General features: G+C 55.6%; 30 protein-coding genes, 1 tRNA gene and 2 riboswitches. Of the genes, 20 read left to right on the top strand and 11 right to left on the bottom strand.

The window, feature by feature from the left end; translation table 11 throughout:
* Positions 1 to 411: 411 nt before the first annotated feature.
* Positions 412 to 723 (top strand): helix-turn-helix domain-containing protein, encoded by a 312-nt coding sequence (locus KP001_RS08565; RefSeq protein WP_217289102.1) that lies wholly within the window; start codon positions 412 to 414, stop codon positions 721 to 723.
* Complete coding sequence (locus KP001_RS08560; protein WP_217289101.1) at positions 704 to 1,762, top strand: reverse transcriptase family protein; 1,059 nt, start codon at positions 704 to 706, stop codon at positions 1,760 to 1,762. The genes KP001_RS08565 and KP001_RS08560 overlap by 20 nt, the downstream gene beginning before the upstream one ends.
* 27 nt (positions 1,763 to 1,789) lie before the next feature.
* Here the strand turns inward: KP001_RS08560 and KP001_RS08555 are convergent, their stop codons facing one another.
* The 3 genes from KP001_RS08555 to KP001_RS08545 are packed head-to-tail and all read right to left on the bottom strand — an operon-like array spanning position 1,790 to position 4,286.
* Entirely contained in the window at positions 1,790 to 2,815 is a 1,026-nt protein-coding gene (locus KP001_RS08555) for a DUF4917 family protein (RefSeq protein ID WP_217289100.1), read from the bottom strand.
* A gap of 50 nt (positions 2,816 to 2,865) precedes the next feature.
* Positions 2,866 to 3,501: a hypothetical protein gene (locus tag KP001_RS08550; RefSeq protein ID WP_217289099.1), complete on the bottom strand. Its 636-nt coding sequence runs from the start codon at positions 3,499 to 3,501 to the stop codon at positions 2,866 to 2,868.
* Complete coding sequence (locus KP001_RS08545) at positions 3,498 to 4,286, bottom strand: DUF4276 family protein (protein WP_217289098.1); 789 nt, start codon at positions 4,284 to 4,286, stop codon at positions 3,498 to 3,500. Before KP001_RS08545 ends, KP001_RS08550 begins: the two co-directional genes overlap by 4 nt.
* A gap of 309 nt (positions 4,287 to 4,595) precedes the next feature.
* Between KP001_RS08545 and KP001_RS08540 the strand changes: the two genes are divergently transcribed.
* Together KP001_RS08540 and KP001_RS08535 are read left to right on the top strand one after the other, a co-directional pair.
* Positions 4,596 to 4,670 (top strand) — tRNA-Gln (locus KP001_RS08540).
* A gap of 300 nt (positions 4,671 to 4,970) precedes the next feature.
* Entirely contained in the window at positions 4,971 to 5,432 is a 462-nt protein-coding gene (locus tag KP001_RS08535) for a hypothetical protein (RefSeq protein WP_217289097.1), read from the top strand.
* A gap of 76 nt (positions 5,433 to 5,508) precedes the next feature.
* Here KP001_RS08535 and KP001_RS08530 read toward each other — a convergent pair whose 3' ends face one another.
* The 5 genes from KP001_RS08530 to KP001_RS08510 all read right to left on the bottom strand — a co-directional run bounded on the left by KP001_RS08530 (position 5,509) and on the right by KP001_RS08510 (position 8,881).
* The gene (locus tag KP001_RS08530; protein ID WP_217289096.1) at positions 5,509 to 5,877 is read right to left on the bottom strand and encodes a hypothetical protein; all 369 of its coding nucleotides are present in this window, start codon (positions 5,875 to 5,877) and stop codon (positions 5,509 to 5,511) included.
* Between the two features lie 273 nt (positions 5,878 to 6,150).
* Entirely contained in the window at positions 6,151 to 6,816 is a 666-nt protein-coding gene (locus tag KP001_RS08525; protein ID WP_217289095.1) for a lipid-binding SYLF domain-containing protein, read from the bottom strand.
* A gap of 181 nt (positions 6,817 to 6,997) precedes the next feature.
* Positions 6,998 to 7,074: riboswitch (cyclic di-GMP riboswitch) on the bottom strand.
* 56 nt (positions 7,075 to 7,130) lie between these two features.
* Entirely contained in the window at positions 7,131 to 7,532 is a 402-nt protein-coding gene (locus tag KP001_RS08520) for a bacteriohemerythrin (RefSeq protein ID WP_217289094.1), read from the bottom strand.
* 71 nt (positions 7,533 to 7,603) lie between these two features.
* Positions 7,604 to 8,569, bottom strand: coding sequence for a DUF4382 domain-containing protein (locus tag KP001_RS08515; RefSeq protein ID WP_217289093.1), 966 nt, complete (start codon positions 8,567 to 8,569; stop codon positions 7,604 to 7,606).
* Positions 8,570 to 8,599: 30 nt separating this feature from the next.
* Entirely contained in the window at positions 8,600 to 8,881 is a 282-nt protein-coding gene (locus KP001_RS08510; protein ID WP_224961848.1) for a hypothetical protein, read from the bottom strand.
* Between the two features lie 115 nt (positions 8,882 to 8,996).
* A riboswitch (cyclic di-GMP riboswitch) is annotated at positions 8,997 to 9,073 on the bottom strand.
* A gap of 216 nt (positions 9,074 to 9,289) precedes the next feature.
* Between KP001_RS08510 and KP001_RS08505 the strand changes: the two genes are divergently transcribed.
* Positions 9,290 to 9,661, top strand: a complete 372-nt coding sequence (locus tag KP001_RS08505) for a hypothetical protein (RefSeq protein ID WP_217289092.1) — start codon at positions 9,290 to 9,292, stop codon at positions 9,659 to 9,661.
* A gap of 21 nt (positions 9,662 to 9,682) precedes the next feature.
* Here the strand turns inward: KP001_RS08505 and KP001_RS08500 are convergent, their stop codons facing one another.
* Complete coding sequence (locus tag KP001_RS08500; protein ID WP_217289091.1) at positions 9,683 to 10,096, bottom strand: PilZ domain-containing protein; 414 nt, start codon at positions 10,094 to 10,096, stop codon at positions 9,683 to 9,685.
* 326 nt (positions 10,097 to 10,422) lie between these two features.
* On the opposite strand from KP001_RS08500, the gene KP001_RS08495 reads away from it, so the two are divergent.
* From KP001_RS08495 to KP001_RS08455, 10 genes are all read left to right on the top strand, one after another.
* Positions 10,423 to 11,373 carry a ribose-phosphate pyrophosphokinase gene (locus KP001_RS08495; RefSeq protein ID WP_217289090.1) on the top strand — a complete coding sequence of 317 codons (951 nt, stop codon included), beginning with the start codon at positions 10,423 to 10,425 and terminating at the stop codon, positions 11,371 to 11,373.
* A gap of 57 nt (positions 11,374 to 11,430) precedes the next feature.
* The gene (locus tag KP001_RS08490) at positions 11,431 to 12,018 is read left to right on the top strand and encodes a 50S ribosomal protein L25 (protein WP_217289089.1); all 588 of its coding nucleotides are present in this window, start codon (positions 11,431 to 11,433) and stop codon (positions 12,016 to 12,018) included.
* A gap of 12 nt (positions 12,019 to 12,030) precedes the next feature.
* The gene (gene pth, locus KP001_RS08485; protein WP_217289088.1) at positions 12,031 to 12,597 is read left to right on the top strand and encodes an aminoacyl-tRNA hydrolase; all 567 of its coding nucleotides are present in this window, start codon (positions 12,031 to 12,033) and stop codon (positions 12,595 to 12,597) included.
* A gap of 111 nt (positions 12,598 to 12,708) precedes the next feature.
* Entirely contained in the window at positions 12,709 to 13,518 is an 810-nt protein-coding gene (ychF, locus tag KP001_RS08480) for a redox-regulated ATPase YchF (RefSeq protein ID WP_496198572.1), read from the top strand.
* Positions 13,485 to 13,802, top strand: coding sequence for a DUF933 domain-containing protein (locus tag KP001_RS22460; RefSeq protein WP_496198571.1), 318 nt, complete (start codon positions 13,485 to 13,487; stop codon positions 13,800 to 13,802). Before ychF ends, KP001_RS22460 begins: the two co-directional genes overlap by 34 nt.
* A 213-nt stretch (positions 13,803 to 14,015) precedes the next feature.
* Positions 14,016 to 14,417 (top strand): 30S ribosomal protein S6, encoded by a 402-nt coding sequence (gene rpsF, locus KP001_RS08475; protein ID WP_217289087.1) that lies wholly within the window; start codon positions 14,016 to 14,018, stop codon positions 14,415 to 14,417.
* A gap of 3 nt (positions 14,418 to 14,420) precedes the next feature.
* The gene (gene rpsR, locus KP001_RS08470) at positions 14,421 to 14,699 is read left to right on the top strand and encodes a 30S ribosomal protein S18 (RefSeq protein ID WP_135871425.1); all 279 of its coding nucleotides are present in this window, start codon (positions 14,421 to 14,423) and stop codon (positions 14,697 to 14,699) included.
* Positions 14,700 to 14,711: 12 nt separating this feature from the next.
* Complete coding sequence (locus KP001_RS08465) at positions 14,712 to 15,653, top strand: YybS family protein (RefSeq protein WP_217289086.1); 942 nt, start codon at positions 14,712 to 14,714, stop codon at positions 15,651 to 15,653.
* Between the two features lie 23 nt (positions 15,654 to 15,676).
* Positions 15,677 to 16,120, top strand: a complete 444-nt coding sequence (gene rplI, locus KP001_RS08460; protein ID WP_217289085.1) for a 50S ribosomal protein L9 — start codon at positions 15,677 to 15,679, stop codon at positions 16,118 to 16,120.
* A gap of 104 nt (positions 16,121 to 16,224) precedes the next feature.
* Positions 16,225 to 16,614, top strand: coding sequence for a hypothetical protein (locus tag KP001_RS08455; RefSeq protein WP_217289084.1), 390 nt, complete (start codon positions 16,225 to 16,227; stop codon positions 16,612 to 16,614).
* A gap of 133 nt (positions 16,615 to 16,747) precedes the next feature.
* On the opposite strand, the gene KP001_RS08450 is transcribed toward KP001_RS08455, so the two are convergent.
* Entirely contained in the window at positions 16,748 to 17,527 is a 780-nt protein-coding gene (locus tag KP001_RS08450; RefSeq protein WP_217289083.1) for a DNA-binding protein, read from the bottom strand.
* 407 nt (positions 17,528 to 17,934) lie between these two features.
* Between KP001_RS08450 and KP001_RS08445 the strand changes: the two genes are divergently transcribed.
* The gene (locus KP001_RS08445; RefSeq protein ID WP_239027942.1) at positions 17,935 to 18,840 is read left to right on the top strand and encodes a hypothetical protein; all 906 of its coding nucleotides are present in this window, start codon (positions 17,935 to 17,937) and stop codon (positions 18,838 to 18,840) included.
* Between the two features lie 102 nt (positions 18,841 to 18,942).
* Here the strand turns inward: KP001_RS08445 and ilvC are convergent, their stop codons facing one another.
* The gene (gene ilvC, locus KP001_RS08440) at positions 18,943 to 20,415 is read right to left on the bottom strand and encodes a ketol-acid reductoisomerase (protein WP_217289082.1); all 1,473 of its coding nucleotides are present in this window, start codon (positions 20,413 to 20,415) and stop codon (positions 18,943 to 18,945) included.
* Positions 20,416 to 20,696: 281 nt separating this feature from the next.
* Here ilvC and ilvY point away from each other — a divergent pair, with 281 nt between their 5' ends.
* The 4 genes from ilvY (at position 20,697) to pyrH (ending at position 24,331) form a co-directional block, all read left to right on the top strand.
* Positions 20,697 to 21,584: an HTH-type transcriptional activator IlvY gene (gene ilvY / locus KP001_RS08435; RefSeq protein WP_217289081.1), complete on the top strand. Its 888-nt coding sequence runs from the start codon at positions 20,697 to 20,699 to the stop codon at positions 21,582 to 21,584.
* 336 nt (positions 21,585 to 21,920) lie between these two features.
* On the top strand, positions 21,921 to 22,688 hold the full coding sequence (gene rpsB / locus KP001_RS08430) for a 30S ribosomal protein S2 (protein WP_217289080.1): 768 nt from the start codon (positions 21,921 to 21,923) through the stop codon (positions 22,686 to 22,688).
* A gap of 93 nt (positions 22,689 to 22,781) precedes the next feature.
* Positions 22,782 to 23,432: a translation elongation factor Ts gene (gene tsf, locus KP001_RS08425; protein ID WP_217289079.1), complete on the top strand. Its 651-nt coding sequence runs from the start codon at positions 22,782 to 22,784 to the stop codon at positions 23,430 to 23,432.
* Between the two features lie 176 nt (positions 23,433 to 23,608).
* Positions 23,609 to 24,331, top strand: a complete 723-nt coding sequence (gene pyrH / locus KP001_RS08420; RefSeq protein WP_217289078.1) for a UMP kinase — start codon at positions 23,609 to 23,611, stop codon at positions 24,329 to 24,331.

Raw genomic sequence — 24,331 nt, 5'->3', positions numbered from 1 at the left:
AGAATACTGGGGGTATTGCCCCCCGAGGAGGATTAAGTAAGCCCTCTGCCTTTTCCTGCGGCCATGCATGGCACCCGGATGTCAGTCGGATGACCCTGAGTGGTTGATGGGAGAGCCTCTTCGCGGCGACGCGAAGAGGCAAATAGTAGGGGTAAAAACTACCACAGAACTCTGTCTCCTGTAACGGCGAGGAGTATTGCGACAAGCAATGCTTACTACAGGAGGTGAAAAATGATAAAATGGCTTGACAGTCTGTGGCAGGAGATCACTAAGTTCCTAAGAATGGTTCTGAGGAACCCATCATTACTCAAGATGGTCTTACGGTTGGGGTACCTAATCTGTAAGTTGCTTGAGCACCATGATGACAAATGATCATTACCCCTATTACTTTTTATAATTAAAGGATTTGATATGAACGGCCAGGCATTAAAACTTATAAGACAGTATCACAATATTAAGCAAGGTCACCTCGCAAGCGATTTAGGTGTTTCCAATTCCTATTTATCAGAAATTGAAACCGGTAAAAAAGAAGTGACTATAGAGTTATTAAATAAATACTCGAAATTCTTCAATATTCCAATGTCATCACTCATGTTGTTTTCTGAAAATCTCGAAGACAACACCATCTCAGGAAGATTTCGTTTAAGCTTTGCGTCTAAACTTAAACAGATCATGGAATGGGTAGTTGCTAAGGATGATCACTTTGGCGCAAAAAAACTATGACATTAAATACGACATAACTCAGTCGCCGTTGTACAAATTACGCAGCAAAAAGAAGCTGATTTCCCTTCTTAATCTGGGTTCGCTTTCGGACCTGAAATCCATTATGCGGACTGATTCTCCTTACCGTAAATTTCCAATTATGAGTAAGGGGAAACTTCGCCCTGTTGAAGTGCCATCTCGCGTTTTACTGCCCATACATAATCGTCTTTTTAGATTGTTGAAGAAAATACACCTACCTAGTTATTTACACTCTGGAGTCAAAGGCTGTTCCTACTTATCTAATGCACGTGCGCATCGCGACAGGAAAGAAGCCTATACTCTCGATATCAAAAAGTTTTACCCTTCAGTCACTAGAGCAAAGGTCGTCACCTTCTTCCGCGAAACGATGAAGTGTGAACCTGATATATCAGCCATCCTTGCAAATATTACAACTTGCGACGACCACATACCCACTGGCAGTTCACTCAGCCAGGTTCTTGCATATCTGTCTTGTAAAGAAATGTTTGACGCTCTTCACGATCTTAGCCAAGAAGCAGGTGTAACTTTTACCTGCTATGTAGATGATTTGACCTTTTCAGGTGATAGAATATCCAAGAAGTGGATTTATGACCGTGTAAAGCCAATGATTAACAAGTTTGGAATGAGATCGCATAAAGACAAGCATTTTAGAGCTGGCCAGGTAAAGGAAATCACGGGTGTTATCGTTGATGGATGCATTGTGAAAGTTTGTAATAGAATGCACCAATCCATTCACAAATTAACGTTGCAAATAGCAGAGACAGAGGAACCGCTTCTTATTGATTCCCTTTATGACAAGCTCATAGGTAAACTCTGCGCCGCAGGACAAATAGAAGAACGTTTTAAGTTGCAACGCGTGATGGCAACAAAAACTAGACGAAAACTTTTGGGTCCTAAATTTGGTTCAAGCAGGATAAAGTTGAACAATGGAAACCAAGAAATTAGGAAAAAACTAACTCCAATTTTGCCGTCGATTTGGCGGCCGGTTGATCATCTGGATGAATCTATACCATGGGACTGATCCCCAACATCGATACCATCGTATGGCTCAGATCATACTGTGATGTTTATTTCGGTAATTGAGGCTTTCGATGCCTAGTGGGTGGGAGGTTGAATCAAAATAGAGCAGTTTGTGCTTACTTAAATGTTTGTTTATTCGTGACTTGAATTCTATTATGTCGGGACTAGGCATTCCTGGCCACACGCTAATCGCAACTCTTTGCTTGTCCCATTCAGCAATAGCATCAATAAGGTGTTTGTCATAATCCAGATCAAGTGAGTGGCCAAGTATCACCAATGATTCATCATGTCCTCTAAGCTCATCATAGGCAAATTTGAGATATCCGGAGCTGTATATTCTTGCCAGTTTCTGTTTTGCATCACCTTCAGTTATAAACAATGGTCGTTGTAAAGAACTGAACGTCTCCGGAAACTGATCAAGGAGGTTTAACTCGTTTGCTGTATTTTTCCAAACTGTTTCACCTTCCAGTTCCTCTAAAATGTGCAATGCACCGTGTAGATAAAGTATCCTTGTGCATTTGCTCCAGAGGTTAGTGTTGTTTTCATCAAACGAACTTCCTTGGCCCCAGAAATAGTCTCTGAACTTACTGGTATTGTGATCCATTATTGACCAGTATGGAATTAGATCATAATTTGTAGTAAATACTGTGTCGTATTTTGACATCTCAGTAGATATATGTTCAGTATTGACTCTGTCTGATGATACGTGAGACTTTTGTACTGCGCTAATGAGCGATTTTTGAATGCCTTTGTAAAGTCTTCTAAGTTTTAATCTCTGATTACCTTCAATAACTTCATCAGCGAGTATTGCACCTAACAATAGGTTTAAAATTTGTTCAAAATTAGTAGTATCCTTCTTTTGGAACAATTCAACTGCAGTTGCCTTCAATGGGAAATCAATATCTTCGGATTCTGCTAGTTCAAACAACGAATGGTAATTAAAGTCTGGCCAAATGTTTATGCTAAAACCATTCCCCAATAAGATAGCACTCCAATCATCATTTTTTAGCTCATCCCAGTGTAGTAGCCTGTCATCAACAACCTTTTGCTTCACAATTAGTTCCTTCCCACTCTAGTGGCAACATGATGTCCCTAAATTTACAATCAAAAAACTAAGGGTTCTGTCGCATTCGGATGTGCGATAGAGGTTGCTTCGTTAGCTATCCATACCCTTAACCGTTCCCATGTATTTTTTAAGCATAAAAACGACGATAACCCAACATCTTCAGATGTGAATAAAATAGCATCGACCTGCTCTTCTGCAAGATCACATAGCGTTTTTAAATCGGAAATGAACTGATTGCATTGTGCTACTGATCTGACATGCTGATAATTGTCATAGATGAACTGGAAAATTGGCTTGAATATCTCAAGCCCATCACCTTTCGAGTCTGGACACCCAATTGGACCAATGTACCCAAACCAGGTTCCCCCAATGCCAGAAACTTCTTTTCCTAAAATAGCAGAGGTATGACAGGCAAACGCGAAAATAGTTAGGTCTTTTAAAATCACAGAATTTTGTAGGTCAATGGCTGGATTTGAATCGTTGCCTATTAAAGCATTTGTCCTACCATGCGTCATGGCAAAAATATTACCTGGTGCGGCACTAAGTTCAGTTTCAAGAGTGATCTTGACAGCATCTCCAGCACTCAATATTTTTGCACTGCCGACATTTAGATTTTGTATCATGTTGTGGCAAGCAAGCGTTTGTTCATCAAAGTTGGTGGAAAAAATTATCATTTACGGTCGCCTCTTCTGGCTTCACGAGCAATAAAATCTCGTGCAACCCTAAGTAGATCGGACGAATATTGATAGCCTAATTCCGTACCCTCTCTCACATTTCTTACCATTTCGTTGGCAGTTATTTGTTTTCCGTCTAATGTTTTGTAAATGATTGCATCTGGAGGCGCGACTTCATCAAGTAGATTACAAAATAGGTCTCGTCCCACGCTTCTTTCAAAACATTTACCTAGCAATGGCATTACCTCTAAACCTAGAAGATTGCCTATACCTTCAATAAACTTTCTCAACGATGGTGACCTAGATGTAGCTACATTTAAATCAATATCGCATGCCATCATTTCAAACTTTTCATTCAATGTGAACAAATTTTGCGCTAGATGCCTTGGGTATGGTATTTCGTCGGGCAACGGAATTCTATTAAGTAATTCCTCGCCTCTCTTTTTATTTCTAACCTTTTTCCTGGCGGCGTCAATATCAGCAAATAGCCAGGCTTCAATTGTCGGGACCGCGCAGAACACACTGACTGCTTCATCTAAGTGAAGATCATTCCTCGCCATTTCTTCAGGTTCAAAGTTGCTGTGATAATCGAGATCAACTAAGACAGCAAATTTTTTTCTCGAATTGAAAGATAGTTCATAGTATAATTTTTTAATGTTATGTTTGCCCTTTGCGCAGTGTATTTCTATCTTATTAAGTGGGAAATTAGCTGCAGTGAAAAGGCTCTTCACAATTTTCGCGTCAAAATCTCCCTCTACCAGTAGAACAACTTCAGGACATGGCATTTACAATCACCTCTTGAAAAGAATTATCTTTGCGCTGCTGATTAGGTTAAATATCGTTCGGTTGTTAAGGATTAATAACCTAACACCTTTGAAGATGAAAAGCCAGGGAATTAGGTTTCGGTGGCCTTCAGCCTTTGATTTTGTAACTGTAGTTCTAGTCATTTAACCTGATATGGGGTTGACTGTTACCCTGCCGTCTGCTACGGTGTGACTACACTTTGCTACACAATTTGCTACACAGATTTGTAATTAAAGGCCAACTTGGTGTGTGGTTGAAAAGGACTTCGGGCTGCAAGGACTCGAATCTATTGGGGCGTCGCCAAGCGGTAAGGCAACGGGTTTTGATCCCGTCATTCCCAGGTTCGATCCCTGGCGCCCCAGCCACATAAGAAAAAGGGTTAGCTCACAGAGCTAACCCTTTTTTCGTACGCGTACAGACTGAAGTTCAGGACCCGTCTCCAGTTCGGCTGGCAGATCAATCGCCCTACCTAGAAAGTCCCCCTGGCTACCGGCTGGGCGTAGCAGCTGTAGCAGGATCTGTAGCACTACCCTGGTCGGGCCGTCAGGAATCTCTGTTCGAGGGCATTTACACAAAATCATTTACACGCCCCCAACCATCAGCACGGGGGAAACCGTTGCGATAGGTATCAACATTGTTGTTGATGGGTATCAACATTGTTGTTGATGGGTATCAACATTGTTGTGATGGGTATCAACATTGTTGGGATGGGTGTCAACATTGTTGGGATGGGCATCAACATTGTTGGGATGGGCATCAACATTGTTGCGACGGTCATCAACACTGTTGGGACGACCATCAACATCGTTGGGATGGTCATCAACATCGTTGCGATGGTCATCAACATTGTTGCGATGGTCATCAACATTGTTGCGATGGGTATCAACATTGTTGTGATGGGTATCAACATTGTTGCGATGGTCATCAACATTGTTGCGATGGTCATCAACATTGTTGCGATGGTCATCAACATTGTTGCGATGGTCATCAATTCAGTTGGGATGGGTACGCCTCACTATCGTGAGGCATTTCAAAATAGAAAAGGAGAGGCGGGGGACACCGGGGGCGTATTTGTAGAGAACTTGACGCAGCGGCGGGAAAGGAAGCCCCCGGGAGCTAAGCCATAGGCCGGTTCCTCGGGGGGGTATTTCATATAACCTGCTTTTGCTGCTTGGGCCTGACGAAGATAATGCGGACTTTTTTTTAACCTGGCACAGGGGCGGATGCTGCCTTCCTACGGTACACCGGAACATGGGCATTGAACCCGGCTTGCATTAGAGCGGGAATGTCCTCTTCTGTCGCTACCGACTTTAAGAACGAGACGATTTTCTTGAACATTTCTGTGACCACTTTGCGCGCGTTTTTACGCCTTTGGATCTGGGAACGATTACCGGATTTACCCTCTTCGTACGCTGAATCATACACGTTTACTGCTTGTTGCACGACATCAACAGGGAAGGGGCCGTTCTTGTACAGTTCCAATGTCTCCAATCCTCGAGTACAGCGGCGAGCGTTGCTAAGGCAGGTGGAGTCTTTACCTGTAATGTCTGCTGATATAGTGATGTAGGACATGGCTATTCTCCTCTTCTCCGGCAGGCCGCAGTCAGCATTAGCATAATTTCACGAAGTCTAAGGCACGTTTTGGCGGTTTGCAAGCGGCTGAAGCCCTCGCGAGCCCTTCATTAGCTTAATGGGGCGTAACGCGGTTAATATATTTGTGGGTACAGCGGGATTAGCCTGGAAGAAATTTGAATTCATGAGAGTGTTGCCGGCTTAGCGCGCAACATAAAAAAGCCGCCCCGCCACGAGGGCAATGGGCGGCGTTCAGGTCTGGTGGGGGGGGGATTACAGCAGGTCAAGCAGCTGCTTTACTTCCGGGGAGCGCTTGCCGGCCTGGCCGGCCGCTATGGTCCTTGGGTCGAGGTTGCCGTAGTACGCGCCGTTGGCATCGTCGTCGATCATCAGTGCGGCGCCGTTGAGGGCGATCCCGGCGAAGAGACCGCGGCTGCGCGAATAGGAAAGGATCTCGCTTTTCAGGGTGACGTCGGTAGCCCCTTCGGCGCTTCGGCCGACCGGGCCCGCGGCTACGGAGGCGTCGGCACCAAGAGTGAACTTGCCCCTGAGGACGCCGTCAACGCCTTTTTTCGTTTTGAAGACCAGGATCAGATCTGTAGATTCGGCGCCTATCTGCCATCCCAGGCTCCCGCCGGCGATCTTCACGAAGACGGGGTCGGTCCAGTTACCTTTTTCGTCGCGCACGGTCAGGATGCCGGTTCCGTACCTGCCGCCGACCACGAACCCGACCTTGAGCACTTCAGGAATGATCATGATCCCCTGCGCGTTCTTCAGCAGCATCGGGGGGATCCCATCCTCGGGGATGGCCTTGATTGCCTTGACCACCTCGACGCAGTCCTCAATCTTCCTCGACTCCTTCCCGGCATAGGCCGGCGTGACGGAAATGATCATTGCGACAGTCGCGACTGCTGCTGCCAATAGTTTCATCGTTTTCATATGCTCTTGTCCTCCTTTGCGTCCATGCAGATTATGGATCCAACCAACGAAAATCCCCTCTGTCTCCCCTTCACAAAAGGGGAGGATACGTGTTCGGGCGCCGCGGTTGATTTAAAAATATAATATTCCCTATATTGCAGGTGTGGTGCAAAAAAAGCCGGGGCCGACTATCAGTTGATAGTTCGGCAACCCGGCTGTCTCGGTGAGACCCTGTAGGCTTTCCGCCCCATCCTCGCGGATGGTTGAGTATTATCGCTTATCGATGCCCTCGAGGCTGGCCGCCTCCAGGTTTATGTGCCGGTTCGCGGGTCCCCTCAACGGCGCCGGGACTGGGAGTTCAGGTACCTGCCGAAGTCCGCATCGGTTTCCCGTATGTGGTGGGTGACCCAGTTGCAGAGAAACCAGAGCAGCTCGACGGAACACTTCGTGTCGAGCTCCTGTTTTTTCTTCAGTTGGGTAATTTTGGTGCGGAATTGCCTGTGCTCCTCCTTGTGCGGCCCAAGCTTCGGGTAGGAGGAGTTTTCCATCCAGCGCTCTTCACAGCCGAAATGCTGCATGGAGTAGTCGATCAGGATCTCCAGCACGGAGGGGTCCAGTTGGTGCCCGTCGCGAAAGTGGTCATAGGTTTTGTTGAGATACTGCACCAGGCTCTGGTGGTGTTGATCGATCTCCTGTATGCCGACCACATAACAGTCCTTCCATTCAATTATAGGCATACCACTTCATCTCCTCACGATTAATGCAACCGGTCCTCCCCAGGGGGGAGGACCGGGTCTTGATGGCGAAGCTATTGCTGCGGGACGAGGACGATTTGTCCCAGATCCCTGGCCTGCCCCTGCACCACCGGCACCGTCGCCGAGGAGTAGAGCACGAAGCCATTGGCATTTATGAAGGCCTTGTAGCCAGATGTCAGGTCGTTCGGGTCGCTTGGTGGCACGAAGGCCGAGAACGGGGCCTGCCATTTGCCACTGGTGTAGGTGGCGAAGATCTGGCCGGAGGCGATGGGCGTGGTGTCGTTGATGGCGCCGCGGCGCTTGATCGAAACGGTCGCGCTGCTCCAGTTCTGGAGGGCGTTGCTGACATTGCCGATGATTGAGCCGAACTGGGTCAGGATGTCGGCCATGTGGATCAGCCTGATGCCTGTCGGCTTGAGGATGTACTCGTTGTTGTTGCCGTTATTGTTGCCATTGCCGGTTTTAACAACGGCGGTGTTCGGGTCGAAGTCTATCATGAACGCATTGATCACGCCGGCCTTCACCTCGATCGGGCCGCGGACCTTGAGCCCGGACTGCTGCCCGCTCGGGGTCGTCAGCGGTATCTTCGTACCGGTATCGCTGTTGAGGGTGAGGTAGTTGACCGGGGCTTGGTTTCCCTTCGGGTTCGGGTAGAGGACCAGGCGGATCTGGCTGTAGGTCCCGGCTGGCAGCACCACCTCGCCCAGGGGCGTCTGGATGAATTGCAGGGCCATGATATCGAATGTCCCTTCCTTTGGAGTGAACCTGGCCAGAACGGGAAGGGCGGGATCGTCGTCGCTGGCGGTCTCGTGCCCGGCAGGGACCACCCTGATTTCCTTGACGCAGACCACGACATTCTTGAAGTCGTCGCTTGCCTTGTCGGTGATGGCGAGTTTCAAGGTCCCGGTGCTGGCGCTAACGCCACCGCCGCCACCGCAGCCTCCGAGATAGATCATGATGGCGGCAATGGCGCCAATGGCGATAATGACGGATCTAAAGGCAATAGTCGTGTTTCGCATGATGCTAACCTCCTTTTACCCTCGAAGTTCCTAGTCCTTGTGATGTTTTTTGTGCCCTTTCTTCTTGCCGTTGTCGTGATGCTCCTTTTCGTGGTGCTCCTTTTCCTTTTTCAGGTAAACCCTCTGGTGGTTTTCGACGTAGTAAGGGCGGCCGGAATCGTAATAGATGTGCACGCCCGGAGGGGCGGGCAGATATCCGTTCAGGTTGATGTTGACGCCGAGGGAACCTGCCTGCGCCGGTGTGGTTGCGACGCCGAGAATGGACAAAGCCGCTCCTGCCGCCAAGGTGCTCAGTAACGATCTGATGCTCATATCACTTCCTCCTGGTGTATCAGCCATCTCTCCTCCACTCATAGTGGGATCGGGACGGAGACGGTGGCTGGATTTCGGGCAATAAAAAAGCCGGGACCGAATATCTGATTGATATTTCGGCGACCCGGCTGTCTCGGTGAGACCCAGTAGGCTTTCCGTCCCATCCTCGCGGATGGTTTAGTATTATCGACTATCGTATGTGGGTGGTGAAAATTTGGTGGAACGATAGCTCAAGCCTTAAACCCTGTCAAGGAAGCTTTTTAAGCGTCCGGTCATCTTACTCTCTTTTCAAACGATACCAGTGTCAAAAACACTAAAGTTTTCCGTGCAGTTGCCGAAGTCATACTGCATAGGGGCGATCGTGCGCCCTGCTGTTTTTAATGATTTTGAGTTGTATCGGGAGAGGGCATGGTTAGAAGCATCCTTGAAATCGGGAATGCCAAGTACAAGATCGACCGGATCGCACTGGGGCGGTTCAAGGACGAGGTTCGTCAGAGCTGGACCAGGGAAGGGGACCAGGCAGAGGCGCCGGACGCCGGTGCCACTCACACGCTGGATGAATCGCTGGATGCGGTGTTCAGGGACGTGATGCAGTTGTACAACGAGTACGCCAAGACCGAGAGCATCGACGTACTGTTGCGCTTGAAGGATAAACTGGAGCAGGTTTCCTTACGGTACAAGAGCCTCGCGCTCGCAGAAGAAGTGCTCAGCATAAACAGCTGCCTCCCTTACGAACGCCGCGTTCCGCAATGCTCCAAAAATACTTCTAAAAAACACTGATCCTGGGCGGTGCGGCGGCGATCAGACGATCGCCAGAACCGGCTCGGGGAGAGTTGCCCCCTCATCGTTCGAAGCTGCACTATCCTTGTGCAAGGTTTCCCACTCCTGCATGAGCGTGTCCGGTTCCTTGGTGAGTTGCTGCAGCAGTTCGAACAGTCTCGCCTCCGAGTTGCCGGCAAACCCGGTGAACTTGACACCAACCATCGAGAAGAAGCAGTGCACCACGCTTACCGTGATCGTCAACGGTTCCCCGCCCGCTGCAAGTGGCACCGTGAGACGGCAGGATTCGTTTAAAGGCACCATGAGGCATTCGTCGGCGCTGATGAGGGCTCCCCGCAGGCTGACGTTTTCCAGGCGGCAACGATATTTAATGTCATGGTGAACCAGTTCGCCGGGTGCACTGTAATTGACCCGGTGAAAACGCCGCTGTTCCATCTCGCGATCCTCCTCGCACACATTCTGTGTTGTTCGGCAGGTTTCTTATCGTCTAGATCCATACTAACTGTAGTGTTTTTTGTCAACAACCGGTTGCACCGCAGGTTTTTCCGGGGCGGGTGCGCCGAATCGGCGCCGGTATCGAAAGAGGGGGGCTTGGCAAGGACGGATGGGGCGTCTAGTGATAGCTTTTCGATTGACTTCACGGGGCAACTATTGTATTAAGTAGCGTTTCCTGGGTTTTGGACGCAGGCTGCCCCTGCCGTAGCGACAGGTGCACGCGCAGCCAATCTATAAAAGAAAAATCAAAGAGGGCCGGTGCATTGATGGAAAACAAGATCAGGGTGTTCAGCGGTAATTCCAATCCGGTTCTGGCAGAGAAGATCTGTGACTGCCTGAGGGTCCCCCTGGGCAAGGCCAAGGTGAGGACCTTCTCCGACGGCGAGATCATGGTCGAGATCGGCGAGAACGTGCGCGGTCGTGACATCTACGTGGTTCAGTCCACCTGCTGCCCGACCAACAACAATCTGATGGAACTGCTCATCATGATCGACGCCCTGAAGAGGGCGTCGGCGGCAACCATCACCACCGTGATCCCGTACTACGGCTACGCGCGCCAGGACCGCAAGGCGGCTCCCAGGACCCCGATCACCTCGAAGCTGGTGGCCGATTTGATCACCGCTGCCGGCGCCGACCGCGTGGTGACGATCGACCTGCACGCCGGCCAGATCCAGGGCTTCTTCAACATCCCGGTGGACAACCTCTACGCCGCTCCGGTCCTTTTGGCCCACCTGAAGAGCCGGTTCGCCGACGATCTCGACAACCTCGTCATGGTTTCCCCGGACGCGGGGGGCACCGAGCGCGCCAGGGCCTTCGCCAAGAGGCTTGGCTGCACCCTCGCCGTGATCGACAAGCGCCGTACCGGTCCCAACGTCGCGGAGATCATGCACCTGATCGGTGACGTGAAGGGGAAGTCCGCCATCATCCTGGATGACATGATCGACACCGCCGGCACCCTGACCCAGGCCGCCCTGGCCCTTAAAAATCACGGCGCCTCCAGCGTCTACGCCTGCGCAACCCACGGCGTGCTCTCCGGCCCTGCGATCGAGAGGATCAACAATTCGGTCATCGAGAAGGTTGTCATCACCGACACCGTTCCGCTGGGCGAGAAGGCCGAACAAACCGACAAGCTCAGGGTGCTTTCCGTCGCAGACCTCCTGGCCGAGGCGATCCGCCGCATCCACGAGGATGAATCCGTCAGCTCCCTTTTCGTGTAGTACTAAAATAAATCTGTCATTGGAAGATCAAATACCAAGATTGACATCGGAGGATGTATGAGTAAGCAGGTGCTGAACGTTGAACTGAGAGAAAAAACCGGTAAGGGTATCTGCCGTCGTCTGCGCGCCGCTGGCCGCGTCCCGGCCGTCGTGTACGGCAAGGGGATTGAGCCGGTCTGCATTTCCCTGGGCCTGAAGGAACTCACCGAAGCCATCGCCGGCGAAGGCGGCCGCAACCACATCCTGACCCTGCAGGGCGTACCCGCGCTGGAAGGCGCCAACGTCATCGTCGCCGACCTGCTGCGTGACTCCCTGAAGAACCACGCGCGTCACGTCGACCTGCACAAGATCAACCTCGCCGACAAGGTGAAGGTGCAGGTCAAGCTGAACCTGATCGGCACCCCCGCCGGCGTCAAGGCGGGCGGTTTCCTCGATTTCGCCATGCACACCGTCGAGGTCGAGTGCCTCCCGGTTCACATTCCGGCGCACATCAACGTCGACGTCGTCGACCTCGCTATCGGCCACTCCATCCACGTGGGCGACATCAGCGCCCCGGTGGGCACCGCCATCCTGAGCGACCCGAAGGCTCCGGTGGTCAGCATCCTCGGCCGCAAGGCTGCTACCGAGGAAGAGGCCGCCGCCTAGTCCAGGACTCATATGGCAGCAAAACTGATCGTAGGGCTCGGCAACCCCGGGCCCAAGTACACATGGACCCGCCACAACGCGGGTTTCATGGTTTTAGACCGCTTGGCAAGCCAGTCCGGCATCGCCGTCACCAGGAAGGCCTTTTCCGGCCTTGCCGGTGACGGCAGCTGGGCGGGCGAGCGCGTCTATCTCCTCAAGCCGCAGACCTTCATGAACCTGTCAGGACGCTCGGTGGCCGAGGCGCTCCGCTTCTACAAGCTGTCCCTGTCTGATCTCATCGTGATCCACGACGACCTCGATATCCCGTTTGGAAAGGTGCGACTCAAGGAAGGGGGCGGTCACGGAGGCCACAACGGCCTGCGTTCGCTCGGGCAGGAACTCGGCTCCAACGCCTTTGCCCGCGTGCGCGTCGGCATCGGCCGGCCGCTGCACGGCGACGTGGTGAACTTCGTCCTGACCAACTTCGCCAAAGAGGAGATGAACGAGCTGCTGGAAGTGCTGGATACCTCCCTGGACGCCATGGAAATGGCGATCAAGGAAGGGATGCCCAAGGCAATGAGCATCTTCAACGCGAAGTAACGGCAAAGCAGGTCGGGGTTAAGACTAAGATAGATAAAGACCCCCTCGCCCTTCGGGAGAGGGGCAGGGGTGAGGGGGCTGCGGCCGCCGTCACAATAAAAGGAAACACACATGGGTTTCAACTGCGGCATAGTCGGTCTCCCCAACGTGGGGAAGTCCACCATCTTCAACGCGCTCACCTCGGCCGGTGCCGAGTCCGCCAACTACCCCTTCTGCACCATCGATCCCAACGTCGGTATCGTGTCGGTTCCCGATCCGCGCATGGATAAGCTCGCCGAGATCGTGCATCCGGAACGGATGCAGCCGACCACCATAGAGTTCCTGGACATCGCTGGCCTCGTGAAGGGGGCAAGCCAGGGGGAGGGGCTGGGCAACAAGTTTCTCGGGCACATCCGTTCTGTCGACGCGATCCTGCACGTCGTGCGCTGCTTCGACAACGAGAACGTGGTCCACGTGAGCGGCAGCGTCTCACCGGTGCGCGACATCGAGGTGATCCAGACCGAACTGGCGCTGGCTGACCTCGATACCGTGGAGAAGCGTATCCTGCGCACCGAGAAGCAGGCGAGAAGCGGCGACAAGAAGGCCAAGGAAGACGTCGAGTTCTGCCAGAAGGTAAAGTCGACCCTGGAAAAGGGGCTCTCGCCGCGCGACCTGGCCGAGAGCGAGGACGAGCGCCTCATCCTGCGCGACATGCATCTCATGACCGCGAAGCCTGTTCTCTACGTCGCCAACGTGGCCGAGGACGACATGGAGGGGAAGCACCCTATGTCGAGGAAGTGCGCCAGTTGGCCGCCAAGGAAGGTAACGGCGTGGTCTTCATCTGTGGCTCCATCGAGGCAGAGATTTCCGAACTCGCGGGCGAGGAGAAGCAGGCATTCCTCGAGGAGATGGGGCTTGCCGAATCGGGCCTGGACCGCCTGATCCGTTCCGGCTACGAGCTGCTCGGGCTCATCACCTACTTCACTGCGGGCGTCAAGGAAGTGCGCGCCTGGACCATCACCAAGGGGACCAAGGCACCCGGCGCCGCCGGCGTGATCCATTCCGACTTCGAGAAGGGGTTCATCCGCGCAGAGGTGATTGCCTACAACGATTACATCGCCTCCGGCGGCGAGAGCGGCGCCAAGGAAAAGGGTCTGATGCGCCTGGAAGGGAAGGAATACGTGGTGCAGGACGGTGATGTCATGCATTTCAGGTTTAACGTATAGTTGCCACGGTTAGGGCGAATGATTATTCGCCCCTACAACGACAGAGCATCTCTCCACTGTAGGGGCGAATAAATATCCGCCCGCCTCTGGATCTTTTGCTTGTCAAATTTTCATAAGTGTAGTAATAAGTACCGTTCACCAGAACGGCCCAAGGGCCGTATCTCCTTGCTCCGGGTCGGACCGGGGCTAAATTAACCGTGAGGAGGCTTAACAATGAGCAGGATGTACGAGACGATTTACATCGTCCAGCCGGACCTCGGTGACGAAGAGATCAAAGCTCTTTCCACCAAGGTGCAGGACGTGATCGCCAGCATGAACGGCGATTTCAAGAGGCTTGAAGACTGGGGTACCAGGAAGCTCGCTTACCCGATCAACAAGAACCCGCGTGGCCGTTACTTTTACCTCCGTTTCGACGCCGATGCCCCGCTGATCGCTGAGCTGGAGCGCCGTCTGCGTCTTGACGACAAGGTGATCAGGTACCAGAGCGTGAAGCTTGAGACGGAAGTCGTCGCCCCGGCGGCAGCTCCGGTCAAGACCGCCGAGGAAGGGACCGAGGAAGTGGCTGAAGCTGCTACCGAGGCTCCGGCCGAAACGACTACTACGGTGGAGGTATAAGAGATGGCTGACGAGAGAGCACCCCAGAGAACCAGCAGCGGGCCGAGGAAGAAGCGTCCGTTCCAGCGTCGTAAGGTCTGCCGCTTCTGCGCAGACAAGCAGGTTTCCATCGATTACAAAGATCCCCGCACCCTCCGTTACTTCGTTTCGGAGCGCGGCAAGATCATCCCGCGCCGCATTTCCGGCAACTGCTCCAAGCACCAGAGGGAAATCACCGAGGCGATCAAGCGCGCCAGGAACATCGCGCTGCTTCCGATTGCCGGCAGCCACGCAACCGCCTAGGTGCCGCTGACGGTGAACCCGCTGCAGGGGAAGACTTTCGATGTGATCAAGGGGAGCGTCACTACGGTGACGCTCTTCCTTGCTTTCGTCTACCTTCCCGTTGTAGGCACCATCCCCGGCCTCTTCGCCTCGGCACCGGCCGCGTTCTACGCGGTCAAGCAGGGGAGGGGGACCGGGCTGGCGATAGTCCTTGCCAGCTGCGCCATTCTCCTCGGCGTCGGCGATCCCGCCGCGGCGGCCATCTACCTCTTGCAGGCAGGTGTGCTCTCCCTGGCGCTTCCCGAGTTCCTTATCCGGAACAAGGGGGGGGCACGCTCCGTCATCTATTCGGTGGCGGTCACCATCTCGGTCCTGCTGCTCGCCGCCGTGGTCTACGGAATGGCAACGGGCGCCGACCTGCACGCGAAGATCAGCAAGGGCGTGCAGACGAGCATCAACCAGACCTCGCAGATCTACCAGAAGGCGGGAGTCAAGGGGGACGAGCTCAAGGCGCTGCAGGACTCGATGCACCAGGCCGGGCAGCTGGTGGTCACCATCTACCCGGCCCTGGTAACCGTGGCCTACGGGATGATCGCCAGCATGAACCTGATGCTCCTTGCCGGGATAGCGGCGCGCCTGCGCATGCCGTTGTTCGTAGGGGACTTCAGGAAGTACAAGAATCCGGAGCCGCTGATCTGGCTCTTGATCGTTGCCGGTTTCGGCACCCTGGTGCCGGAAAACATCGTGCACCTTGCCTCCCTGAACGTGCTGATCGTCCTCGGGGCGGTCTACTCGGCGCAGGGGTTTGCGATCATCAGCTTTTTCTTCCGGAAACTCCAGGTTCCGGTGTTCATCAGACTTTTGGCGAGCCTGCTCCTGATCTTCCAGCCCATGATGGTGCTGGCGGTGGCGGCGCTGGGCGTATTTGATCTCTGGGCGGACTTCAGGTCCCCCAATAAACAGGAAAACCTGTAACTAACCAGGCTAGGAGGCAACACATGAAGGTCATTCTCAAAGAAAACGTAGAACATCTCGGCCACATCGGCGACATCGTCAAGGTAGCACCGGGGTACGCCAGGAACTACCTGCTCCCGAAAGGCTTCGCCATCGAAGCTACCGAGAAGAACGCCAAGGCCCTCGAGCACGCCAAGCGTCACCTCGAATACAAGAAGAACAAGGTCCTCGAAGCGGCCAAGCTCGTCGCTGCCAAAATCGAGGGGCTGACCCTTTCCATCGCTCACCAGGCCGGTGCGGACGACAAGCTTTTCGGCGCCGTCACCAACATGGAACTGGCCGAGCAGCTCAAAGCCAACGGCGTTGAAATCGACCGCAAGCGCATCGTGCTCGACGAGCCGATCAAGCACCTGGGCGAGTTCACCGCTGCCGTGAAACTCCACCCGGAAGTGGTCGCCACCCTGAAAGTCGTGGTCACCAAGGCTTAAGCTTTGCTGCAAAACCGGTAGTTTCTGTAATAATGAAGGGCCGCCTCCCCGGGGAGCGCGGCCCTTTTACGTTCGGCGACGTCATCGACGCCACAGGGGGAGCCGTGAACATCGAGAAACACCACAAGCAGGAGATCGCCTCGCGGCACTTGGAGACTGCGCTCTTGCTCTACTTCGCGCAGAAGGATCTCTTCAGCGTGATTACCCTTGCCGGGGCCGCCGAGGAGATGTTCGGCCAGTTGTTGCGGCTGCGTGAGACCGGTGCGAAGCAGAGCCCCTTCAGGTCTGTTCTGGAGCTGTTGCGGCCGGCCAAGGCGCGGGCAAAAGAGGAACATGGCGGGGCGCACGAGACCGATTTATACGTGCACATGGACGTGAGGCATGAGGCGGAGTTCCTGCTGGGAAGGGCGATAGACGATTACTTCACGCTCACCGGGGAGTTGAGCGTCAACATGCGGAAGTTCAACGAGGAAGTGAGGAGCAGGAGAGGGTAGGGGAGTCGCGGAGGGTCGTTCCCGGAGGGGGGTTGCCGGGGATCACATCAGCTCCCGTCCGTCCTGTGTGGCAACTTCCCCCTCCCGCAGGGGGAGGGGGAAACCAGAGACGTCGCAGGGCTGGGCGTCGCGCTTATTTCTTGAATTTCGCGTCCTGCACGAGGACGTTGTAGCGGTAGCCGGAGCCGAAGTCGAGGTTGTTGTAGAGGGTGCCGGAAACGGTAACCACATCCCCTTCCCTGGGGAGGTCCTGCGAAGTGATCACCAGGTCGTCGGTCTTTTTGGCCTTCGATCCGGTCCCGTCCACGAGATGTATCCAGTTTCTCTTCATGATCTTTTGCGAAACCCTGACCACGCGTCCGCGAACCACGACCGGCTTCTTCTCGAGTTTCTTGCTCTTGGCATAGATCTCGGCGATGGTGTAGGCGTTGGGCCCCTTGGCCTTGGTCACCTTCTGGCTCTTGGACACCGGAGCAGGTGCCGGCGCCGCGGCAGGCGCAGCCTTGGGCGCCGCAGTTCCCTGCGCGGCACCCTGCGCACCCGGGACACCCTGGTGCACGGCCTTGATGGCGGACGGGCTCATTTGGATCTTTTCAGCGTTGGCGAGACCACCGGAGAAGATGACCTTGTCGAACTTACGGTTCAGTCCTTTGCTGGTGAAGTTCTTCATCTCGAAGCCAGGCATGAGCGACAACTGCTGCCCGACCTTCACCTTGGTAAGCGGGATGGCAACCCACACCTTTTCCGGACCGTTCTGCAGGTTCACATAGGTGTAGCCGCCGCCGTCCATCGTCTCCAGTACCTTTCCGGAGAGAGGGATCGCCTTGGGTTTGGTGTCGGCGGCACCGGCCTGCTGTGCGGCCAGTACGGCGAAGAGGATCAACAGAGAGAGAAGTTTTACCAATCGTGTCATTTATAGACTCCTTGAGGGGATCCTTTGCTTCGGGCAGACTACTTTTTTCCCGCCCGAATGACAAGATTTTTCTCCAAAACAGCGCCGGCCCCGCACGAAACGCTCCCAAACGGCCTCTCTTTTGGCGGCGGTTCTTGCTACGCCTGTTTCCCACGCAAAAGGGCAAAGCTGAGCACGGGGAACCCGTACATTGAACTTTGGCCATGACCTTCATTGCGCCTCCGTGTCTTTGCGTTGAGTGCACGGGAAGGGTTGCGCCCTGAGATTAACCCGCTATATTTGTGTGGTCACATTAAAGGCTAGGGCGACGCGTCCGTTGGGGGGTGGTCCCGCAGGGGCGGAAGCAGCGCCGGCGCGGGATTGCGCGGGGCGCCTGTTCCAATGGATGGACGCGAAAGGGGGCTTACATGAACAAGAAAGTGGGTGTGCTGCTCGTGCACGGGATGGGGACGTTGGCCGATGACTTCGCTCACGATATGGTCTACGAGCTTCGTGAAAGGATTTCGGGGCGCGGCCTGAACCGGGACGAGATCGCATGGCAGGGCGTTTATTGGGCCCCGCTCTTATCGGCCAGGGAGCACCAGATCTGGGTCGACCTGGCGGCGAACAACGACCTGAACTGGGCCAAGCTGCGCAAGTTCTTCCTGAACGCCTTCGGCACCATGAGCTCCTACCACGCCTCGGGCAACCGGCCCGACAGCCTCTACCACAGGGTGCACGGGGTGGTGCACCAGGGGCTTCAGCAATTGAGGGCGAAGCTTGGCGACCAGGACAAACCGCTCATCGTGGTGGCGCATTCGGTGGGGTCGGTATTCATGTCCAATTACATATGGGACAGGCAGAAGGGGTACGACCAGGAGCGCTACGGGAGCACCCCCTTCGAGAGGATGGAAACGCTGACCGGCCTGGTTACGCTCGGAAGCAACATCCCGCTTTTTGCCGTCGACAAGGAGAACCTTGCCTGTGTCGAGTTTCCCCCTGCGGCTCTCGCGGAGCCGCTCAGGAAGAAGGCGAAGTGGCTGAACCTCTACGATTCCGACGATGTGCTTGGCTGGCCGCTGAAACCGCTTAGCCCCAGCTACTCGGCGGCGGTTTCCGAGGACATCGAGGTGAGTGTCGGCAACATCCTGACCTCCTGGAACCCGGCCAACCACTCCGCCTACTGGAGCGACGAGAACGTGATCAAGCCCATGGTCTACCTTCTGAGCACCATCCTGGAGGCGACCCATGCGCCGCCGGCGGTCACTTCGGAGGTGCAGCACCTGAACCTCGGCGAAGACTCCCCCTCTCCCTCGGGTAGAGGGGTGGTGTGAGGGGGCCTTCGCCCCCCTCTCCCACGGGGAGGGGAATAAGCGACAACAAAAAAGGCGCTCGAAAGAGCGCCTTTTTTGTTCTGACGTTTCCTGCCGTGGTCCTTACACGATTTTCTGCATACCCTTCATGGCCGCGCGCAGCTCGGCGCCGACTTCTTCCACGAGGTGGTTGCGGATGTCGGCGTTGACGGCAACCAGAAGCTGGTTGTCGACGCTGTTGTCCTTGACGTCGAGCCCTTTGCCGATCACGTCGGTGCCGACGGCGGCCATGAAGTCCTTCAAAAGCGGTACGCAGGCATGGGAGAAGAGGTAGCAGCCGTACTCGGCGGTGTCGGAGATGACGCGGTTCATCTCGTACAGCTTCTTCCTGGCGATGGTGTTAGCGATGAGCGGGGTCTCGTGCAGGGACTCGTAGTAGGCGCTCTCCGGCTCTATGCCGGTCTGAACCATGGTCTCGAAGGCGAGCTCGACACCGGCCTTGACCATGGCGACCATGAGGATCGCCTTGTCGAAGTATTCCTGCTCGGAGATCTCGCCGGCAGCCTCGGTCTTCTCGAAAGCGGTCTGGCCGGTCTGTTCCCGCCAGGTGAGAAGCTTCACGTCATCGTTGGCCCAGTCTTCCATCATGGTCCTGGAGAACTCGCCGCTCATGATGTCGTCCATGTGCTTCTGGAACAGCGGGCGCATGATGTCCTTGAGCTCGGAGGCGAGTTTGTACGCAACCAGCTTGGCGGGGTTCGAGAGACGGTCCATCATGTTGGTGATGCCGCCGTGCTTGAGCGCTTCGGTGATGGTCTCCCAGCCGTACTGGATCAGTTTGACGGCGTAGGGGGCGGCGATGCCATTTTCGGTCATCTTGTCGAAGCAAAGAAGCGCGCCTGCCTGCAGCATCCCGCAGAGGATGGTCTGCTCGCCCATGAGGTCGGACTTGACCTCGGCGACGAAGGAGGACTCGAGCACGCCGGCGCGGTCGCCGCCCTGTGCGGAGGCGATGGCTTTCGCGATCTCAAGGCCGTCGCCGTTGGGATCGTTCTCTCCGTGCACCGCGATCAGGGTGGGGACGCCGAAGCCGCGCTTGTACTCGGCGCGCACCTCGGAGCCGGGGCACTTCGGTGCGATCATGACGACGGTCAGGTCCTTGCGGATCTGGGTCCCTTCCTCGACGATGTTGAAGCCGTGGGCGTAGCTGAACACGGCGCCCTGCTTCATGAAGGGGATGACGGTCGCCACGACGTTGCTGTGCTGCTTGTCCGGGGCGAGGTTCATGACGATATCGGCGGTGGGAAGGAGTTCCTCGTAGGAGCCGACCTTGAAGCCGTTGTCCACGGCGTTCTGGTAGGACTGACGCTTCTGCTCGATGGCCTCTTTGCGAAGGGTGTAGGAGACGTCCAGCCCGCTGTCACGCATGTTGAGGCCCTGGTTGAGCCCCTGCGCGCCGCAGCCCACGATGACGATCTTCTTGCCTTTGACGTACTCGCAGCCGTTGGAGAACTCGGAAGCGTCCATGAAGCGGCAGGTGCCCAGTTCCTGAAGCTGGCGACGCAGCGGCAGGGTGTTGAAGTAGTTCTGTCCCATCTTTCCCTCCTGAATATATAGTGTGGTGTGGTTAGTGGCGGTTAGTTTATGAAAGTGTGGCGAATGTATACCAAATTTCACATTGCGTAAATTGATTTGTTGTGCATATTGTATTGCGCGCAACGCAACGTGATGCTGGGTGCCCGCTGCGATGCGGGTAGCGTGGTCCGGTGCGGCGTTGTACGCGGCGCGGCGAACGGGTGGATGATTATTCGCCCTCACCCCGACCCTCTACCGGAGGGCGAGGGGGAACCGGTGCACTATAGTAGATAGAGGTTCACATGGATCTGCGGGAACTCGAAATATTTCTTACGGTGGCGGAGTTGAGGCACTTCGGACGGGCGAGCCAGGCGTGCAACTTGAGCCCGTCGGCCCTTACGCGCACCATCCAGCGCATGGAGGAGGAACTGGAACACCCGCTTTTCCTGCGCGACAACCGCACCGTGACGCTCTCGCCGGCGGGGGAGCGCCTGAAGGCCTACGCGCGACTTTGCCTTAACGAATGGCAAAGCCTCCGCTCCTCGATGAGGAACGAGCAGGCCGTGGCGGGATCCCTTTCCATCTACGCCTCCATCACTGCGGTGTACAGCCTCCTTCCGGAGCTGCTGGAGTCGTACCGGGAGAAGTACCCGGAGGTGCAGCTGGAGCTGAGGACGGGCGCGGCGGAGCAGGCGGTTACGCAGGTGCAAAGCGGCGAGATCGATCTGGCGGTTGCGGCGTTCCCGGATGGGCCGCGCTCGAACATACAGTTTCTACCTATCGTGACCATCCCGCTTATCTTCATAGCGCCCAGACACTCCGGCGTCGTCGAGGTTCCGGTCAAGGGAGGGCGCCTGGATCTCTCCCGCGCCCCTTTGGTGCTGCCGCAGACGGGGCTTTCGCGCAGGCGCCTCGACCAATGGCTCAAGGAGCACCGCATCACCCCCAACATCACATCGGAGGTTTCCGGTAACGAGGCGATCATCGCCATGGTGCGCCTCGGGTGCGGCGTCGGCATCGTGCCGCAACTGGTGCTGGAGCGGAGCCCGTTCCGGGAGGAAGTCGTTGTTTTGGACAACGCTCCGGTTTTGAAACCGTACGAGGTCGGACTCTGCACCAGCAAGAGGACTCTGCAGCGGCCGAGTGTGAAGGCGTTCTGGCAACTGGCGGAGGAACGGTCAATGGCCTGACTCTAAAACATTCAACGCGAAGCCGCGGAGCCCAAAGGCAAAGACAAAGCCAACTGAAAAGGGATGAAAGGAAGAGACGCAGGGCATCGGGATTCTCACGACCAGTGGCTTGTTTTCCGAGCATCCCTTTTATCCGGTTTTATCCCTGTGAACCGGTCCGCTTTGTACCTTTGGGGCTTTGCGTGACATGGATTTCGCCTTGCCTTCGCTTCTCCCCTGTGCTATATAAGTTCGCTGTTTAAAATTCGCACGCCATTGCAGCCGTGCCGGTGGTGCCCGCAAAACGGGTTCCGGCATTAATGGGTGGCGGAGGGAAAACCAAAAGGAGAAAGAAAAATGTCGAACATCACCATGAAGGAACTGCTGGAAGCCGGCGTCCACTTCGGACACCAGACCAAGAGATGGAACCCGAAAATGAAGCCGTACATCTTCGGCGCTCGTAACGGGATCTACATCATCGACCTGCAGAAGACCGTAAGGCTCTTCAAGAACGCTTACAGCTTCGTGACCGACGCGGCGCAGGCTGGCGAAACCATCCTCTTCGTAGGGACCAAGAAGCAGGCCCAGGATTCCGTGGCCGAAGAGGCACAGCGTTGCGGGCAGTTCTACGTCAACGACCGTTGGCTGGGCGGCATGCTCACCAACTTCTCCACCGTAAAGCAGAGCATCGACCGTCTCAAGCGTCTGGACGCCATGATCGCTGACGGCACCATCGAGGCTTACACCAAGAAAGAGCAGCTCAAGCTCGCCAAGGAGCGCGAGAAGCTGGAGAAAACCCTGGGCGGCATCAAGGGGATGGGCAAGGTTCCGGGCGTGCTGTTCGTAGTCGACCCGAAGAACGAGGAGATCGCGGTCAGCGAAGCCAAGAAACTCGGCATCCCGGTCGTCGCCATCGTCGACACCAACTGCGACCCGGACGACATCAACTACGTCATCCCGGGCAACGACGACGCCATCCGCGCCATCCGCCTCTTGACCAGCAAGATGGCTGACGCCGTCCTCGAAGGGGGGCAGGCCCGCAACGCGCGTCTCCAGACCGGTGCCGAGGAAGAGTTCTCCACCGAGGGCGAGGAAGTGGCTGAAGAGGTTACCGCAGAGGCTTAATCGCCTCCCAGTCCGCGGCAACCGCACCACCTTTCATAAACACAATGACTAAGAAACCCGCGCCGGAAGGCGCGGGTGACTGTGGAGGATAACGTGAGCATTACAGCTGCACAGGTAAACGAACTCAGGAAAGTAACCGGCGCCGGCCTCATGGACTGCAAGAAGGCCCTGACCGAAACCAACGGCGATCACGAGAAGGCGATCGACTACCTGCGTACCAAGGGTCTGGCTGCCGCCTCCAAGAAGGCTGGCCGCGCCGCGACCGAGGGCCTGGTCGGTTCCTACATCCACGCCGGCGGCAAGATCGGCGTCCTGGTCGAGGTCAACTGTGAGACCGACTTCGTCGCCAAAAACGAGAACTTCCAGGCTTTCGTGAAGGACATCGCGATGCACATCGCCGCTGCCTCCCCGCTGTACGTACGTCGCGAGGAAGTGCCGGAAGAGCTCATCGAGCGCGAGAAGGCGATCTACCGCGAGAAGGCCAAGGAGAGCGGCAAGCCGGCGGCCATCATCGAGAAGATCCTCGAAGGCCAGATCAACAAGTTCTTCGGCGACATCTGCCTCCTCGAGCAGGCCTACGTGAAGGACCCGGACAAGACCATCCAGACCGTCCTCAACGAGACCATCGCTTCCATCGGCGAGAACATGAGCATCCGCCGCTTCGCCAAGTTCGTGCTGGGCGAAGGGCTCGCCAAGAAGGAGAATGATTTCGCGGCAGAGGTCGCCGCGGCGGCCGGCGTGTAAAACGTTCCAAACGGAGCCGGCCATGAAAATGGGCGGCTCTTTTTTTATCTGCAGCAAGGCAAATGGCCCTGCGCGGGAGGTTATCGCCCCGGCGGGCGCTCCGGGGAGGCCAGCCCGCTCCGGAACCTGTTCTGCGTGAAGGCTTTTTGCCGTCAAGAAAAGGCAAGGTGACTACGATGGCAGAACCGTATTACAAAAGAGTACTTCTCAAGCTTTCCGGCGAGGCCCTGGGGGGCGAGCAGGGGTACGGCATCGACCCCAACACCATCACCGCCATCGCCCGCGAGGTGAAGCAGGTGGTCGATCTCGGCGTCGAGCTGTGCCTGGTGATCGGCGGCGGCAACATCTTCCGCGGCGTCGCGGCCTCCTCCAAGGGGATGGATCGCGCCAGCGCCGACTACATGGGGATGCTCGCCACCATGATCAACTCCCTCGCCATGCAGGACGCCCTGGAGAAGGTCGGCGTCGACACCCGCGTCCAGTCCGCCATCGGCATGGCCGAGGTCGCCGAGCCCTACATCCGCCGGCGCGCCATCAGGCACCTGGAGAAGGGGAGGGTGGTCATCTTCGGAGCCGGCACCGGCAACCCCTACTTCACCACCGATACCGCGGCCAGCCTGCGGGCCATGGAGATCGGCGCCGACGTGATCCTCAAGGGGACCAAGGTCGACGGCGTCTACTCCGCCGACCCCAACAAGGACAAAAACGCCACCAAGTACAGCACGCTCAGCTACCTGGAAGTGCTCAGGAAGGGGCTCCAGGTGATGGACGCCACCGCGATCTCGCTGTGCATGGACAACAGCCTTCCGATCATCGTGTTCGACGTGACGACTGACGGCAATGTCGTGCGGGTTGTCAACGGCGAACCGATCGGCACTCTCGTGAAAGAAGGAGAATAG

Origin of the sequence: Geomonas subterranea, from assembly GCF_019063845.1 — a bacterium.
GTDB classification, from domain to species: domain Bacteria; phylum Desulfobacterota; class Desulfuromonadia; order Geobacterales; family Geobacteraceae; genus Geomonas; species Geomonas subterranea.
This window is presented reverse-complemented; position numbering and strand designations above follow the sequence as displayed.